Source organism: Yeguia hominis, from assembly GCF_014384705.1.
GTDB classification, from domain to species: domain Bacteria; phylum Bacillota; class Clostridia; order Oscillospirales; family Acutalibacteraceae; genus Yeguia; species Yeguia hominis.
This window is the reverse complement of sequence record NZ_JACRSN010000003.1, coordinates 165,180-179,489: the sequence shown is the minus strand read 5'-3', so window position 1 is coordinate 179,489 and position 14,310 is coordinate 165,180. Positions and strand designations below refer to the sequence as shown.

Genomic DNA, 14,310 nt, shown 5'->3' with positions numbered 1-14,310 from the left:
CTTCGGATGACCTCCTTTTCTAAAAAATCGTCTGCCGCGTTTGCCCGAAAGCGCGTTTCGGTTTGCCAAGTCCGCAAAAACGCACGATTTCCCGGCGCAAAACCATCTGCAGCAGAAGCGTTCCATGATATTATACACGCTCGTGTTTAAAACGGCAATGCTTCCCATAAAGCTTCTCTAAGGAAAGCGCTCTGTAACAAATTCGAAACAATTTCCCCAAAAATCATTGACAACAAAATCAGCACCATGCTATAATGACATCGATTAAAGTGTCCCGTAGAAAAACGGATCCGGTTCCCGGAAATTCCTTTTTTCTATCGATATCTCGGACGCAGATTTATAATTATAAGGAGGGTTTTCACCATGCAAAACAACAGTAAAGGATTTTCTATTGCGGCGCTCGTTTGCGGTATTCTGGGCATCATCGGTTCCTTTATCCCGGTCGTTTGTTACTTTACGTTTGTCCTCGCCGTTCTCGGTATTGTCTTCGGCGTTTTGGGCCGTAAAAAGGCAAATCCAGGAGAGACCGGACTTGCAACTGCGGGTCTTGTTCTCGGCATTATCGGCACCGCTTTTGGTGCTGTCGGCATCATCTGCGTAATCTGCGCTGCAAGTTGTGTCGGTGTAGCCGGACTTCTGGGCTAATTGCTCAATTGATCTGAACCCATATTATACCATGCGCAGCGTACGCGCATGGTATTTTTTTATCGCGAGGTGAACTGCCATGATTCCAAGCTTCTCGTTTCTCGGAAAAACGTTTGCCATTTATCCCGTTTTGGCGCTGATCGGAATTTTTGTCTCCGGAATTTACGCCTGCCGAACTGCAAAAAAGCGGGGATACGACGATAACGACATGATCGTCTTTTTGCTGATCAGCGGCATCGGCGTTTTGCTGGGCATGCATCTGCTCTACGGCGTCACCAATCTGCCGCTTCTCCAAAAGCTTCTGCATACGCCCGGCGTCATCAGCAGCTGGAAAGACTTCCTCGACGTTGTTGTTTCGATTTTCGGCGGATCGGTCTTTTACGGCGGGCTTCTGGGCGGCATTGCGGCCGGTTATCTGTATGGAAAAAACCGGAAGCTCGATCTTTCCGCATGGTCCGATATGATCGCGCCGGTGGTTCCGCTCTTCCATGTTTTCGGGCGGATCGGCTGCTTTTTGGGCGGATGCTGCTACGGGGCAGAAAGCCCGGTCGGCTTTGTCTATCGGTACAGTCCCGTTCCGGAGGCAAACGGCGTCGTGCGCTTTCCCATTCAGCTTGTGGAAGCGTTCTGGAATCTGCTTTTGTTCCTTGTCCTGTCTCATCTGCTGCGGAAAAACCGGTTTTCCGGACGCCTGTTCTGCGGATATCTGCTCGCCTATGCGCCAGCGCGGTTTTTGCTGGAATTTTGGCGGGGCGACACGCTGCGCGGAAGCTGGCTGGGGCTTTCCACCTCGCAGTGGGTCAGCCTCCTGGTAATCGCCGGCGCGCTGCTGGTTCTTTTCCGCCAAACGGCGCGGCAGTCTGTGCATTCTCCGGCAGCTGCGGAATCCGTCGGCACAGAAACGCCGACGCCCAGTTCCGCAAAACGTCCAGAATAGACGCTTTTTCAAATTCGGCTTGGATTTAGCCGAATCTGCAAATATATAACGCAAAAGAGCGCGCCTGCACACAGAAGAAACGGCCCGTCCGGCACCCCATCAGGGAATGCGGTTTGGAACCGTTTTGCGTGTGCAGGCGCGCTCTTCTTTTTTTATCGGGCAGGCGTATGCGGGGGATCCTTTTTCCATCCGCGTTCCAATGCCGTCACACCGGTGCGGCACATTTCCAGAATCTCATAGGTCGAAAGCACATCGAGAAACCCGTCAATCTTATCCGGCTCTCCGGTCAGCTCCAGCACCATGCTGGAAACCGAGAGATCGATGATTTTTGCCCGATAGATTTCCGCAATTTCCCGGATTGCGCCGCGGTTCGTTTCGTCTGCGCGCAGCTTCACCAGTAAAAGCTCCCGAAACAGGCTCTCCGAAGGATTCAGCGGAAAAATTGCCTGCGTCTCGATCAGTTTTGCGGTCTGTTTCATAATCTGGTTGTACGTTGTCTCGTCATCGCCGCTTGCGACGATGGTGATTCGGGACGTTTCGGGATGATTGGTCGCCGAAACCGTCAGGCTGTCGATGTTAAACCCGCGCTGGCAAAACAGCGACGCGACACGCGCGAGGACGCCGGTGTGGTTGTCTACCAGAACACTGAGTACTTTTTTGGGCATGAGCGATTCTCCTCACTTTAAAATGATATCGTCAACCGTTCCGTTTGTCGGGATCATCGGCAGCACGCGCGCCTCCCGGCTGATCGGGCACTCGATCCAGACCGGGCCGTGGCTTTTGCACGCATTTTGGAATGCTGTGCGCAGCTGCGAAAGCGTCTCACAGCGCACCCCGGCCGCGCCAAATCCCTCGGCCACCTTCTGATAATCGGTTTTGCGGTCCGGTTCGCTGCAGGAATACCGTCCGCCGTAGAACGTGCCCTGCATCTGGCGCACCATGCCGAGCGCGCGGTTATTTAGGATCACGCTGATAACCGGAATGCCATACGTCACTGCCGTGCAGGTCTCATTGAGGTTCATATGAAAGGAACCGTCCCCGGTAATATGGATCACCGGCCGTTTTCCCGCCGCAAGCGACGCGCCGATCGCCGCGCCATAGCCGTAGCCCATGGCGCCAAGTCCGCCGCTCGTCAGAAAATGATGCGGGCGATTGTGGTGCAGGTATTGCGCCGCCCACATCTGGTGCTGTCCGACGTCCGTCGTGAAAATGGCGTCCGGCCCGGCAGCTTCACGCAGCGTCCGGATCACACCATACGGCGTCAGCGTTTCCCCATCGTCCTCCAGCGGAAGATCCTCCCGTTTCCACGCAGCAATGCGCTGTATCCAGTCGCGGTGGGCAGCCGGTTCCACCATGGGAAGCAGCCGCGAGAGCACATCGTGAACGTCTCCGACCACACTGTGGGCCGCCTGCACGTTTTTATTGATTTCGCTCGGATCGATGTCGATATGGATGATCTGTGCGCGGTGCGCAAACTGATCCATATGGAACGCCACGCGGTCGCTAAAGCGCGTCCCGATCGCCAGCAGCACGTCCGCATGATCGACTGCCAGATTCGAAGAGCGCTTGCCGTGCATGCCGAGAAGTCCGAGATTCAGCGGATGATCGAACGGCAGCGCGCCGATGCCCATCAGGGTATGCGCCGCCGGAATCTCCGCTTTTTCGAGCAAATCCCGCAATTTCTTCGACGCTTTGACCGCGCCGCCGCCGAAACAGACCATCGGGCGCGCCGCACGGTTGAGCATCTTTGCCGCCTGCGCAATGTCCTGCGGGTCCGGCGCCGATGCGGCGTCGGGCTGCACTGCCGGTTCCGGCGTGTACGACGCAAGTCCCAGTGCAACATCGCGCGGAACATCCACGAGCACCGGGCCGCAGCGTCCGCTTTGGGCAATCCGAAAGGCCTGCCGCAGCGTAGGCGCCAAGTCTTCGGTACGCCGGACGATAAAATTATGTTTGGTCACGGACATCGTAATGCCCGCAATATAGACCTCCTGAAAGCTGTCCCGGCCGATCAGCGCCGTATCGACGTTGCCGGTAATTGCCACCATCGGAACGCTGTCCATATACGCCGCTGCAAGCCCCGTTACCAGATTCGTTGCGCCCGGTCCGCTGGTTGCCAGCACCACGCCGGGCTTTCCGGTCATCCGCGCGTATCCGTCGGCGGCATGTGCCGCCCCCTGTTCATGCGCGGTAATATAGTGGGTGATGCGGTCCCGATACGCATAAAGTGCATCATAAATCGGCAAAACCGCGCCGCCGGGATATCCGAAAATCCGTTCCACGCCCTGCTCCAGAAGAACCTGTATGAGAATTTGTGCGCCGTTTTGCAGCATTCCGATCTGCCTCCATTTCCATCCGCGTAAAAATCGCGTAAAAAACAAAAAACCTTCACCTCAACAAAGAGGCAAAGGTTCTCACTCTGCGGTACCACTCTTTTTGCCGCCGGATCCTCCGCAGGGGTCTCCCGCGTTCATCCGCCAGCCACTCGCCGCTCTACCTTGTCGATAAAGCGAATCCGTTTAACGGGGATCAGCCGCCCGCCCTACACAACTGCTCTTCAGGCAGGAACTCCGGGAGGACATTCACGCGCCTTCCGCACCTGCTTGCACCGTCCGCAGGCTCTCTGCAGCTTCTGAACGCGCTGTTTATTCCCTTCAACGTTCTTTTCTATTAAAGTTTCCTGTATTATACTATGCCTTTTTCGTCAGGTCAAGTGGTTTTTGGGATTTTCCCATTCCGTCAGCCAGTTGCCTGTAAACCGGACGGCAAAAAGGAGACCTCCACCACGACGACTTCGCAGTTGGTTCCGACCCGCATCGCAGGCCCCCAAACGCCGGCGCCCGAGGTCACCACCGAGGTCATCTCCCCTTTTTGCAGCACGCCGTACGGATTTTCGCAAAACGGCTGTATCAGAAGGTTTCCGGGAAAGAGCTGGCCGTTGTGCGTGTGGCCGGAAAGCACCAGATCGGCGCCGGCCTGTGCGAGCGCCGCAAGATCAGCGGGCTGATGATCGAGCACAAATACCGGAAGATTCCGGTCAACGCCCGAGAGCAGCGTTTCCGCATCCAGACGCTCCTCCGAAACGCCGGGTTTTGTGCGGTCGCGCCGGCCGGAAAGATAAAATTTCCCGTCCACCAAAACCGTCTCGTCCCGCAGCAAATGAATTCCGGCATCCGTGAGAATGGCGTCCATCCGCTGCTCGCTGACCTTTCCCGCGCCGCCGAAGGAAAACCCCGCCAGCAGCCGTTCGGAGACATCGTGATTGCCGTAACAGGCGTAGGTTCCATAGGGACTCCGGAAGCCGGAGAGAATCTCGGAAAGCCGCGCCGGATCTTCAATCGCGCTGTAGGCATTATCAAACACATCGCCGGCGATACAGATCAAGTCCGGATTCTGCGCGTTAACGGTATCAACCATCCGCTGCGCCTGGCGAAGCCCTACGGAATATCCGAAGTGCAGATCAGAAATCAGCGCAATCCGCAGACTTTTCTGTGCCGGGCAGGTTTTCCATACCGAAACAGGCCGCTGCACCACCGTAATCTCCTGCGCATGCCAGAATCCGTACCCGCAAACTGCGATCAACGCCGCCGCACAGAGGGCTCCGCCGCGCCGAAGAAGCCGGTTTTTTCGCGCAGCGTCCCAACGCCCGCGAAAATGCCGCCGGATTCCCCACGCGGATCCATCCGCGACGGCAAGCAGGAGCAACAGATAAAACAGACACCCCAGCCACGCGGCTGAAATTCTGCCGACCCACCACTGAAACGCGGAAGCCGGCAGCGCATACGCAAGCGCCGGAGACACTGCCGGAAGTGCATAGAGGACAATGAGCAGTCCCTTGCACCACCGTCCGGCGGCGGCCGAAAGCGGAAATGCGGAAACCCACTGCAAAATTCGCCGAACCGCATAGACGTTGAGCAAAATATAGACTGGCGAGAGCAACAGGGCTACCATCAAAACGTCTCCATTCCCGTAATTTTCGGCACGATTCCTGCGTTTTCAAAATTCTCCGAAACGTGCGGAACACCCATTTGCCGTAAAACCTGCCCGTTTGATTCCTTCTTTGCAACGATTCCGGGCAAAGGCTTTCTTTTTTACAGTATGTGTTGGTTCTGCGCTTATCATAACAGCTTTTTTGCAGGAAAAACACCGATTTCCCAAATTTCAAGAAAAAAATAAAAACATTTCGTTTCGAAAAAAACCGTTTCATTCCGAATGATTCTCGCATCAAGGCAGTCAGAACCGCCCTGACGGGAAGCGAGTTCAGAAGCCGCCATACCGTAAGCCAGCCGGGGCCGATTTCAAAGCATCTCTTCCGCCAGTCTCCAACCGTAAAGATCCGGAAGAGGATCATTTCGGAACAGGCCTTTCTTAAAAAAGTGAGAGACCAAAATCACAAAAAGCCCGCCTGGCAGAGAGAAACTCCGCCGGCGGGTCTGGGTTTATAAAAATGGATTGCGGTTCGGTTATCCGACCAGCGCTGCGCCAAGCGCTCTGCAGGCCGCGCAGGCGTCCTCGTCCGGCGCATCATTGCAGATTACAAAATCCGCCGCCAAATCTGCACCCTGCGCTTTGCAGGCTTCTTCCCAATCGCGCATCCACGCGCCGTCTCCCCATCCGTAAGAGCCAAACAGCACGATCCGCTTTCCGGACAGCTTCTCCTCACAGCTCTGAAACATCGGCTCGAACTCGCTTTCCTCAAGCTGCTCATCCCCCATGGACGGGCAGCCAAAGGCTACCGCGTCAAAGGTATCCATCTGGTCTGCCGAAAATTCCGACGCCTGCAACACTGCGACCTCTGCGCCTGCTGCACGGCACCCCTGTGCCACTTCATTCGCCATCGCTTCTGTATTTCCCGTACCGCTCCAATAAACAACTGCTGCTTTCATGTTCTCATGACCTCTTTTCCTGAAATATATCTCTGTCACACCGCTTTCGGCGGTCTGCGGAATGCAACGGTAAGCTGCTCCACCGACCGGCCATCCGAAAACTGGCGCAAATAGACCTGTTTGCATTTTTGATATCGGGCAAACCGGCGCTCGGCACATGCCGCGTCGCCATACACCTTCCAGCATCCGACCAGATGGCAGTCCTTGCCCTTCTTTTCCATAAAGCCCCGGACATCCTCCGCCGGATATCCCAGGAACAGTCCGATTTCATGCGGAAAGCCCTCTGCATGCAAAATTCGTTCCCGAAGCTGCAGCAGCATCCACCGGTGATCGGAAAATCCGGAATATTTTGCTTTCTGCAGCACCGCCTGTACGTCCTTTTTCTGCAAATCCTGCGCAAGCATCGCTTTGCGGTAGACATAAATCAGCGCCTTCCCCTGCCGGAGACGAAGCGCGCAAATCGCCACATCTTTTGCATTCAGCCGTCGGTTCCAATCCCGCAGTTCACGCGCAAGCGCTGCCGGAGAGGATGCCGAAACGCTAAAAAGGCTTCCGGTCTTGAGCCCTGCCAGGGTCGGCGCACAGTACCGCACCAAAAGCTCTCCCAATGCTTATCCCCTCCCGCCGCAGTAGCCGCACAGAAGATTGTGCAGTGCGGACGCGCTGCTCGAATGGATCCGCGCAATCGGAATGTTGTTCCGCTTTGCCTCACCGACAGCGCTCAGAACCATTTTATGGGAAACCGTATTGGTCAGCAGAATCAGAAGATCCGGACATCCCAGTTTCTTTTTCAGCGCGCCGCTTTCCTTTACAAACACCTTTGCCCGGCATCCGTGCTGCCGGCAAATATCTTCATATTGACAGACCATCCGCTCGTTTCCGCCAACGATGACTACGCTCATCCGTTCATCCTCCTTGCTAGTTAGTTTGCGCTAACTCCTGATTAAAAAAGAAATGCAACGCACATTGCTCTGCATTTTTATTTTGGTTAGTTTTATCTAACTCGTGTTGTTAGCATATCATGGTTTTTCTATCCTGTCAAGCCTCTTTTTTGATTTGTGCAAGCTAAAAATTTTCGTTTTTCATTACAATTCGATTAAAATTGTGTAACCTTCCTTTCCAGAAGGCAAAAATATGCTTATAATAACAGTAACATGCTTTTATTTGAAACTGCAAAGGAGGCCGCCTGATGACCCGTCGTCTTCGCGCCCGTTTTTTTGCCGCATTGTCTCTGATTTGTGCGCTTTGCCTGCTTTCCGGCTGCGCCATTTTCGAAAAAGATTCTGCCGGTTCTGCGTCGGCACCGTCTGATTCTTCCGAAGCGTTCACGTATGCCGCCGGCATTTTCGTGTCCGACGTCGATCTTTCCGGCATGACCGAAGAAGAGGCAAAACGCGCCCTCTCGGAAGCAGAGGCGGAACTCGAAGAACGCTACCGGGTAACAGCGTCTTACGGCGGAGAGACCCTTACGGTTACCGCTTCTGATCTCGTGATCGAATTCAATACCGACGAAGTCCTTCAGGAGGCCGCCGTTTACAGCAACACCTACCCGAAAGCGCTCGCATCGGACGGCACACCGGCCGGCAAAACCTATACGCTGACGCCGACTCTGCGCTACGGCATGCTGGAAAGCAAAATTGCCGAATTTGCAGAGAACATTTCTGAGGATCCGGTTGAACCGGATATCGCAGACTTTGATTTCGACACGCTGACCTTTACGTATACCGACGGCAAAGACGGACGCGCAGTTGATACGGAAGCGCTCGAAGCTGCCATCATTCAAACGCTGGAATCGGACACGCACAGCGGAGAGATCGAGGTTCCTGTCTCCGCGGTTCCGTTTACCACAACGCTGGAATCGCTTCAGGCCAAAACCGGTAAGGTTGCCAGCTTTTCGACCGAATCCACCAATGGCGGAAACGCCAACCAGAACATGAAAAAGGCGATGGGGCTTCTCGACCGGCAAACCATTCCGGCCGGCGGAATTTTCTCCTTCCATGAATTTGTCGGCAACAGCATGGACGAAAGCTTGGGATGGCTTCCGGCAGGCGCTTGGAAAGACGGCAAGCTGATTCAGGAAAGCGGCGGCGGAATCTGTCAGGCTGCCACCACCATCTACGGCTGTGCCCTGCGCGCCAATATGGCCATCATTGAGCGGTACTGCCACCTGCGGCCGTCCTCCTATGCGCCGGAAGGCCTTGACGCGACGGTCGATTATCCTTATGTCGATCTCCGCCTGCAAAATGTGACCGCGTATCCGATTTATCTTTCCGCCGCCATGGAGGACAACCGTCTGACCGCCACGATTTACGGGTACATCACCGACGAATTCGACGAGATTGAAGTCGGCAGCAAACGCACGGAGACCATCCCCATGCCGGACGCCGAATACGAAGAGGACGACAGCCTGAAAAAAGGCGAGGTCGAGCTTGACCGCACCGGATATGAAGGAATTAAGGCGGTTGCCTGGCGTATTTATTATAAAAACGGCGAGGAAGTCCGGCGCGAGGATCTGCCGGACTCCTACTACAGCGAAGTTGCTCCACTCTATAAAGTCGGACCCGGAACCGACATCGATGCGCTCCGCGAAAACGAGGACTAACCGCGTTTCGCGGGTTTCCCATCTGCGGGCTTTCTTCCGTGGACTTTCTTTCTAGGCTTTCATCCATCGGGATAAGCGCGTCTGCGGCGCCGAGGCACGCCGGATCTCAATGATACCGATTGGGCAAAAGCCGCGGTTCTGCCGCCCTGACATGCGCCTTGATTGCATCACCTTTTCCCCATTTGAAAGGAAAGGTTCCTTTCCGATTTGCCTTGAGAAATTCATCTGACACAGGACAAGGATGCCTTTTTCCTGTGCGTTTCGGTTTTTAAAACGCCGAAAGAATTCGTGTCTGCAAAAGCGGCTATACAAAAAACATGCGATTGAAATTTCTTTCGTTTTCAAAACAGGAAAGCCACCGCTCTGGGCAGTTTCAAATCTGCCGAAGCGGTGGCTTTTCCTTTGGGAGATGTTAGATGATTTCTGCCGCAATATAAGGCAGAAACCGCCGGATGCTATCAATCGATGTGTAACTGGCGTTTTGAACGGCACATGCTCAGCGCATGTTGCGTTCTTCCAGCGCGATGATCTCCTGCACCTTCGGGGTGGAAGGTCCGTCCATGTATTCGAGCGTCATCCATTCGCCGAGGATCGCTTTCGCAAGCTCCGGCCCGATTACCCGCGCGCCAAAGCAGATCACGTTGCCGTCGTTGCTCAAAATCGACCGCCGTGCGGAGAAAATATCATGTCCGACCGCTGCACGGATGCCCTTGCACTTATTGGCCGTCATGCACATGCCGATTCCGGTTCCGCAAACCAGCACACCGCGCTTCTCAAAGCCGCTTTCCGCAATCAGGTTGCAGGCCTTTTCTGCAATGGTCGGATAGTTGGTCGGGTCATCCGAAGAAAAGCACCCGACATCCTCCACTTCCGCGCCCTGCTTCTGCAAAAACGCTTTGAGCGTGTCCTTCATTTCGACAACTGCATTGTCGCAGCCGATTACAAATTTCCGCATATCGTTTCAGGTTCCTTTCTCTTACAGCAGTGCCTGGATGCCGTCCGCCATTGCGGTCAGGATGATGCAGCACGAGGTTGCCCCCGCGTCCAGCACGCCGCGCGAACGTTCGCCGAGACGGCTGGAACGTCCGTATTTCGCAACGAGATCTTTCGTCGAATCGCGACCCGCAGCAGCGGCCGCCTTCATGTCCGAAAGCGCCTCAGAAAACGGTTTGCCGCTCTCTGCTGCCGCGTGCAGCGCATCTTTCGCCGGAGAAAGCGTGTCGACAAGCGTCTTGTCGCCGACGCGCGCGTCCACAATCTCAAACAGGCCGTCCATGCCTGCGCCGAGCATCGTTTCCAGTTCTGCCGCGCCGATCTCGTCGAAGTCCTCGCCGGCCTCTGCCATATCCATAAAGATCGTTCCGTAAATCGGACCCATCGATCCGCCGATTTCCGAGAAGAGCAGTGTTCCGAGGGTATCAAGGCCTTCTGTAAAGGAAATCTCCTCGCCGGCAATGCGCTCGCCAAACATCGTAAAACCCTTATTCATATTCATGCCGTGGTCGCCGTCGCCGATCAGGCCGTCAACCTCGCCGAGATATGCTTTGTTTTCCTGAATGGCCTCCACCATTTTGAGCAGAACGGGTTTTCCGTCCGCATTGTGAAATACGCCCATGCCTACTCCTCCTTATTTCTGCTTCAGGCCCATGCTGTAGCAAGGCGCGTCCATCAGCGTTTTGAGTTCTTCGTCCAGCTTCATCACCGTCAGCGTAGCGCCCATCATGTCGAGCGAAGTAAAGTAGTTGCCGACATATGCACGGTGCGTCTTGATGCCTTTTTCCGTCAGGAGCTTGTCGATCTCATCATAGAGAACATACAGCTCCATAACCGGCGTGGCGCCCAGACCGGAAACCAGCACGACAACTTCGTCGCCGGCCTCAAACGGGTAATCCGGAACCACGATATCCACCATCCGCTTTGCCATCTGTGCGGCGGGTTCCAATGCGCAAACCGCTACGCCCGGCTCTCCGTGGTGGCCGATCCCCACTTCCATGGTGCCCTCTTTGATTTCAAAGTTCGGATGTCCGACTGCCGGCAGTGTGCAGGGCGTCAGGCCGATGCCGACGCTGCGCGTGTTGTCAATTGCCTTCTGCGCGGTCGCGATCACCTCGTCGAGAGACGCGCCGGTCGCCGCTTTTGCACCGGCAGCCTTCCACATCAGGATTTCGCCCGCAACGCCGCGGCGTTTTTCGCGCTGATCCTTCGGCGCGGAAGCAACGTCGTCGTTCGCGATGACCGTTTTGACTTCGATGCCGGCTTTCTTGGCCATTTTCACCGCCATCTTGACGTTCATGTTATCGCCGGAATAGTTGCCGTACAGGCACGCAACGCCCTTTCCGCTGTTGGCAACTTTGAACGCGTCGAGGAACGCCGCCGCTGTCGGAGAAGAGAAAATCTCGCCGACTGCCGCTGCATCGCAGAGATTTTCACCGACATAACCGACAAACGCAGGCTTGTGTCCGGAACCGCCGCCGGTCACCACGCCGACCCGATCCGCCGGAACGCCCTTCGCTTTGACAACGCGGGGATTTTCTGTTGCTTCTACAATATCAGAATGTGTTTTCAAAAAGCCTTTGAGCATCTCATCGACAATATTGTCCGGATTATTTAAAATACGCTGCATTGTGATATCCTCCTTATTCTGCTTTCATATCAGGAACGAGAATGACCTTAAGCGCACCGCCTTCGCCGGTGGTTGCAAGATGGAAGCCCTCTTCCCATTTTTCCAGCGGGAATTTGTGCGTAACCACGCCTTCGGTCGGCAGTTTGCCGTTTGCAATCCACTCAATGACCGTGTCATAGCAGTACGGGCTCAGGTGCGAACCGAGCAGGTTGAGTTCTTTGCGGTCGCTGATGATGCTCCAGTCCACCTTGACCAGATCGCCGAACACGCTGAACTCTACAAAGGTGCCCATCTTGCGGATCGCTTCGAGGCCCTGCTGCACGCTTGCCGGATGGCCGGTTGCTTCGATGTAGATATCGCAGCCGTAGCCGCCTGTCATTTCCTTGATTGCCTTGACGACGTCTGTTTTTCCGGGGTTCATCACGACGTCCGCGCCGAATTTCTTTGCCAGTTCCAGGCGCTCGTCCTTCATATCGAGTACCACAAGGCATTTCGGGTTCCGCTGACGGATGGCACCGACCATGCCGAGGCCCAGCGTTCCGACGCCGGAAAGCACCACAACGTCCTTGACGTCGATGCCCGCGCGTTCGACGCAGTGATACGAACAGCCGTACGGTTCTATCAGAATCGCCTTCTCGATCGGAAGATCGTCCGGTACGAGATAATTAATCGCTTCTTTGGTCAGGCGGACATATTCGGCCATACCGCCGTTGACATTGTTCTGGAAGCCGAACAGATCGTGCTTTTCACACATCCAGTGCCGTCCGGTTTTGCAGGACATGCACTCGCCGCAGGGAACAATCTGCTCCGGGCAGATCCGGTCTCCGATCTTCCAGTTGCCCTTTACGTTCGGTCCCATTTTCACGACGCGTCCCACGAATTCGTGGCCGGGAATCATCGGCGCTTTGATGTACGGCGGGTTGCCGTCGCCGCCCCAAAAGCTCGGCGCACCCTTAAACGCTTTGGTATCGCCTGCGCAAATTCCGCAGGCTTCGACCTTCAGAATCATTTCTCCTTCGCCTGCGTGCGGTGTATCCACCAGTTCAAAGCGGTAATCGCCAGGCGCATAGGCAACAATTGCGCGCATTTTTTCCGGTAATCCACTCATTTTTGAATCCTCACTTTCCTGTTTTGTTTTGTAAACTAGCTTTACAAAAGCAGTGACGCATTAGGGCCGTCGGTCCGCCATTTTTTCACAAAACAGCTTTCCGTTACCGGCCCGTGTTCTTTTTCGAACTCACTTTTCTATAAAGGCACAACAAATTGAAATCCTTGTCAATTTGCTGCATCGCCAAAATATTTCCGGCATTTTTGTCGTTTTCTACAAAACAGCATTCTCACCACTGTGTTTTCTCTGTAAAAAACGCCGTTCTGTACAAATTATCTTTCACATGGTATAATTCCTGCAAAAGAACTTTTGAGAATCGCAGAAAAGAGAAATGGCTATGCAAAATTTTTCAGAAGGAACCGGCACCACACTCGGGCGCATCTATCAGTTTCTCTATCAGCAGCAAAAGACTTCCAAACTGGAAATCTCCACACAGCTGCAGCTGAGCCGTCCCACCGTGACACAGGCGCTCAAAGAGCTTTCCGACCGGAAGCTGATTGAAAAAAACGGATATTTTGCCTCTACCGGCGGAAGAAAAGCCGACGCGCTCTCCATTGTTTCCTCCGCGAAAATTGCCGTCGGACTGGAGCTTCTCGCAGAGCGGTATGAAATCGTCGCCGTCGATCTTTACGGAGTCTGCCTGCGCGCCGAACAGCATCCGCTGCCGTTTTCGATGCAGGAAGACTATTTTTGCAAGGTCTGCGCTGCTGTGCAAACGTTCATCGGAGAACTTGCCTTTCCGCTGGAACGGATTCTCGGAATCGGCATTGTGCTGCAGGGGCTCATCTCCTCTGACGGCGCGCGCGTCACATACGGCAAAATACTCGGCTGTACCGGCCTGACCATCGACCGGTTCACCCGGTATCTGCCCTATTCCTGCCGTATGATTCACGACGCAGAGGCTGCGGCAACCGCAGAACTCTGGAATACGGACATTCAAAACGCCATCTTTTTTCACATCCGAAACAATCTCAGCGGCGCGCTGATTGTCGACGGATGTTTTCTCAAAGGGAACGAGCTCAAAAGCGGCGTTTTTGAACACATGACCATCGTAACCGGCGGCCGTCCCTGCTATTGCGGAAAATGCGGCTGCATGGAAACCTACTGCTCCATGCGCGCGCTGCTTTCGGAGGATCCCGACCGCGATCCCCCGCCCACGCCAGAGGAAGCCGACCGCTTTTTCTGCGCGCTTCGTGCCGGAAATGCGGTTGCCGCTGCGCGCTGGGACCGTTATCTGCACGATCTCGCGCTGGCCATCGACAACCTGCACATGCTGATCGACTACGATGTCATTTTAGGCGGGCATCTCGCCGCCTATCTGCAGCCGGAAGATCTCGCCGCCCTGCATCGTCTGGTTGCGGCGCGGACGGCATTTCCGACAGACCGGCAGTTCATCAAACGCGCCCGCTGCGGTACCAATCCAAACGCAATCGGCGCTGCGCTGCCGTTTGTCCGGGAATTTCTCGAGACGGTTTTTTAGCTGGTCCTCCGCAGCACGCCTGCCGAAAA

Annotated in this window: 14 protein-coding genes and 1 other annotated feature; of the genes, 4 read left to right on the top strand and 10 right to left on the bottom strand. The window is 55.0% G+C overall.

Annotation, left to right across the window (positions count from 1 at the left end):
• Positions 1-363 precede the first annotated feature (363 nt).
• The gene (locus IAG03_RS03300) at positions 364-645 is read left to right on the top strand and encodes a DUF4190 domain-containing protein (protein WP_249318333.1); all 282 of its coding nucleotides are present in this window, start codon (positions 364-366) and stop codon (positions 643-645) included.
• A gap of 79 nt (positions 646-724) precedes the next feature.
• Positions 725-1,582: a prolipoprotein diacylglyceryl transferase gene (locus tag IAG03_RS03295; protein WP_249318332.1), complete on the top strand. Its 858-nt coding sequence runs from the start codon at positions 725-727 to the stop codon at positions 1,580-1,582.
• A 152-nt stretch (positions 1,583-1,734) separates the two neighbouring features.
• On the opposite strand, the gene ilvN is transcribed toward IAG03_RS03295, so the two are convergent.
• The 6 genes from ilvN to IAG03_RS03265 all read right to left on the bottom strand — a co-directional run bounded on the left by ilvN (position 1,735) and on the right by IAG03_RS03265 (position 7,370).
• Positions 1,735-2,247, bottom strand: coding sequence for an acetolactate synthase small subunit (ilvN, locus tag IAG03_RS03290; protein WP_249318330.1), 513 nt, complete (start codon positions 2,245-2,247; stop codon positions 1,735-1,737).
• A 12-nt stretch (positions 2,248-2,259) separates the two neighbouring features.
• A complete protein-coding gene (gene ilvB, locus IAG03_RS03285; protein WP_249318328.1) occupies positions 2,260-3,915 on the bottom strand; it encodes a biosynthetic-type acetolactate synthase large subunit in 1,656 nt (551 codons plus the stop codon).
• A 64-nt stretch (positions 3,916-3,979) separates the two neighbouring features.
• Positions 3,980-4,249 (bottom strand) — a binding site (T-box leader).
• Positions 4,250-4,321: 72 nt separating this feature from the next.
• On the bottom strand, positions 4,322-5,533 hold the full coding sequence (locus tag IAG03_RS03280; protein WP_249318326.1) for a metallophosphoesterase: 1,212 nt from the start codon (positions 5,531-5,533) through the stop codon (positions 4,322-4,324).
• A gap of 512 nt (positions 5,534-6,045) precedes the next feature.
• Positions 6,046-6,468 carry a flavodoxin gene (locus IAG03_RS03275; RefSeq protein ID WP_249318324.1) on the bottom strand — a complete coding sequence of 141 codons (423 nt, stop codon included), beginning with the start codon at positions 6,466-6,468 and terminating at the stop codon, positions 6,046-6,048.
• A gap of 35 nt (positions 6,469-6,503) precedes the next feature.
• Positions 6,504-7,076 (bottom strand): DUF3793 family protein, encoded by a 573-nt coding sequence (locus IAG03_RS03270; RefSeq protein WP_249318322.1) that lies wholly within the window; start codon positions 7,074-7,076, stop codon positions 6,504-6,506.
• A gap of 3 nt (positions 7,077-7,079) precedes the next feature.
• Positions 7,080-7,370, bottom strand: coding sequence for a DUF2325 domain-containing protein (locus IAG03_RS03265; RefSeq protein ID WP_249318321.1), 291 nt, complete (start codon positions 7,368-7,370; stop codon positions 7,080-7,082).
• 287 nt (positions 7,371-7,657) lie between these two features.
• Between IAG03_RS03265 and IAG03_RS03260 the strand changes: the two genes are divergently transcribed.
• Positions 7,658-9,070: a VanW family protein gene (locus tag IAG03_RS03260; RefSeq protein ID WP_249318320.1), complete on the top strand. Its 1,413-nt coding sequence runs from the start codon at positions 7,658-7,660 to the stop codon at positions 9,068-9,070.
• A gap of 496 nt (positions 9,071-9,566) precedes the next feature.
• On the opposite strand, the gene IAG03_RS03255 is transcribed toward IAG03_RS03260, so the two are convergent.
• Genes IAG03_RS03255 through IAG03_RS03240 form a run of 4 tightly spaced genes read right to left on the bottom strand, consistent with a single transcriptional unit; the run spans position 9,567 to position 12,801 of the window.
• Complete coding sequence (locus tag IAG03_RS03255; RefSeq protein WP_249318319.1) at positions 9,567-10,025, bottom strand: RpiB/LacA/LacB family sugar-phosphate isomerase; 459 nt, start codon at positions 10,023-10,025, stop codon at positions 9,567-9,569.
• A 21-nt stretch (positions 10,026-10,046) separates the two neighbouring features.
• Positions 10,047-10,685: a dihydroxyacetone kinase subunit DhaL gene (dhaL, locus tag IAG03_RS03250; protein ID WP_249318318.1), complete on the bottom strand. Its 639-nt coding sequence runs from the start codon at positions 10,683-10,685 to the stop codon at positions 10,047-10,049.
• Positions 10,686-10,697: 12 nt separating this feature from the next.
• A complete protein-coding gene (locus IAG03_RS03245) occupies positions 10,698-11,693 on the bottom strand; it encodes a dihydroxyacetone kinase subunit DhaK (RefSeq protein WP_249318317.1) in 996 nt (331 codons plus the stop codon).
• Positions 11,694-11,706: 13 nt separating this feature from the next.
• Positions 11,707-12,801, bottom strand: coding sequence for an alcohol dehydrogenase catalytic domain-containing protein (locus IAG03_RS03240; protein ID WP_249318315.1), 1,095 nt, complete (start codon positions 12,799-12,801; stop codon positions 11,707-11,709).
• Positions 12,802-13,138: 337 nt separating this feature from the next.
• On the opposite strand from IAG03_RS03240, the gene IAG03_RS03235 reads away from it, so the two are divergent.
• Entirely contained in the window at positions 13,139-14,281 is a 1,143-nt protein-coding gene (locus IAG03_RS03235) for an ROK family transcriptional regulator (RefSeq protein ID WP_249318313.1), read from the top strand.
• Positions 14,282-14,310 lie beyond the last annotated feature (29 nt).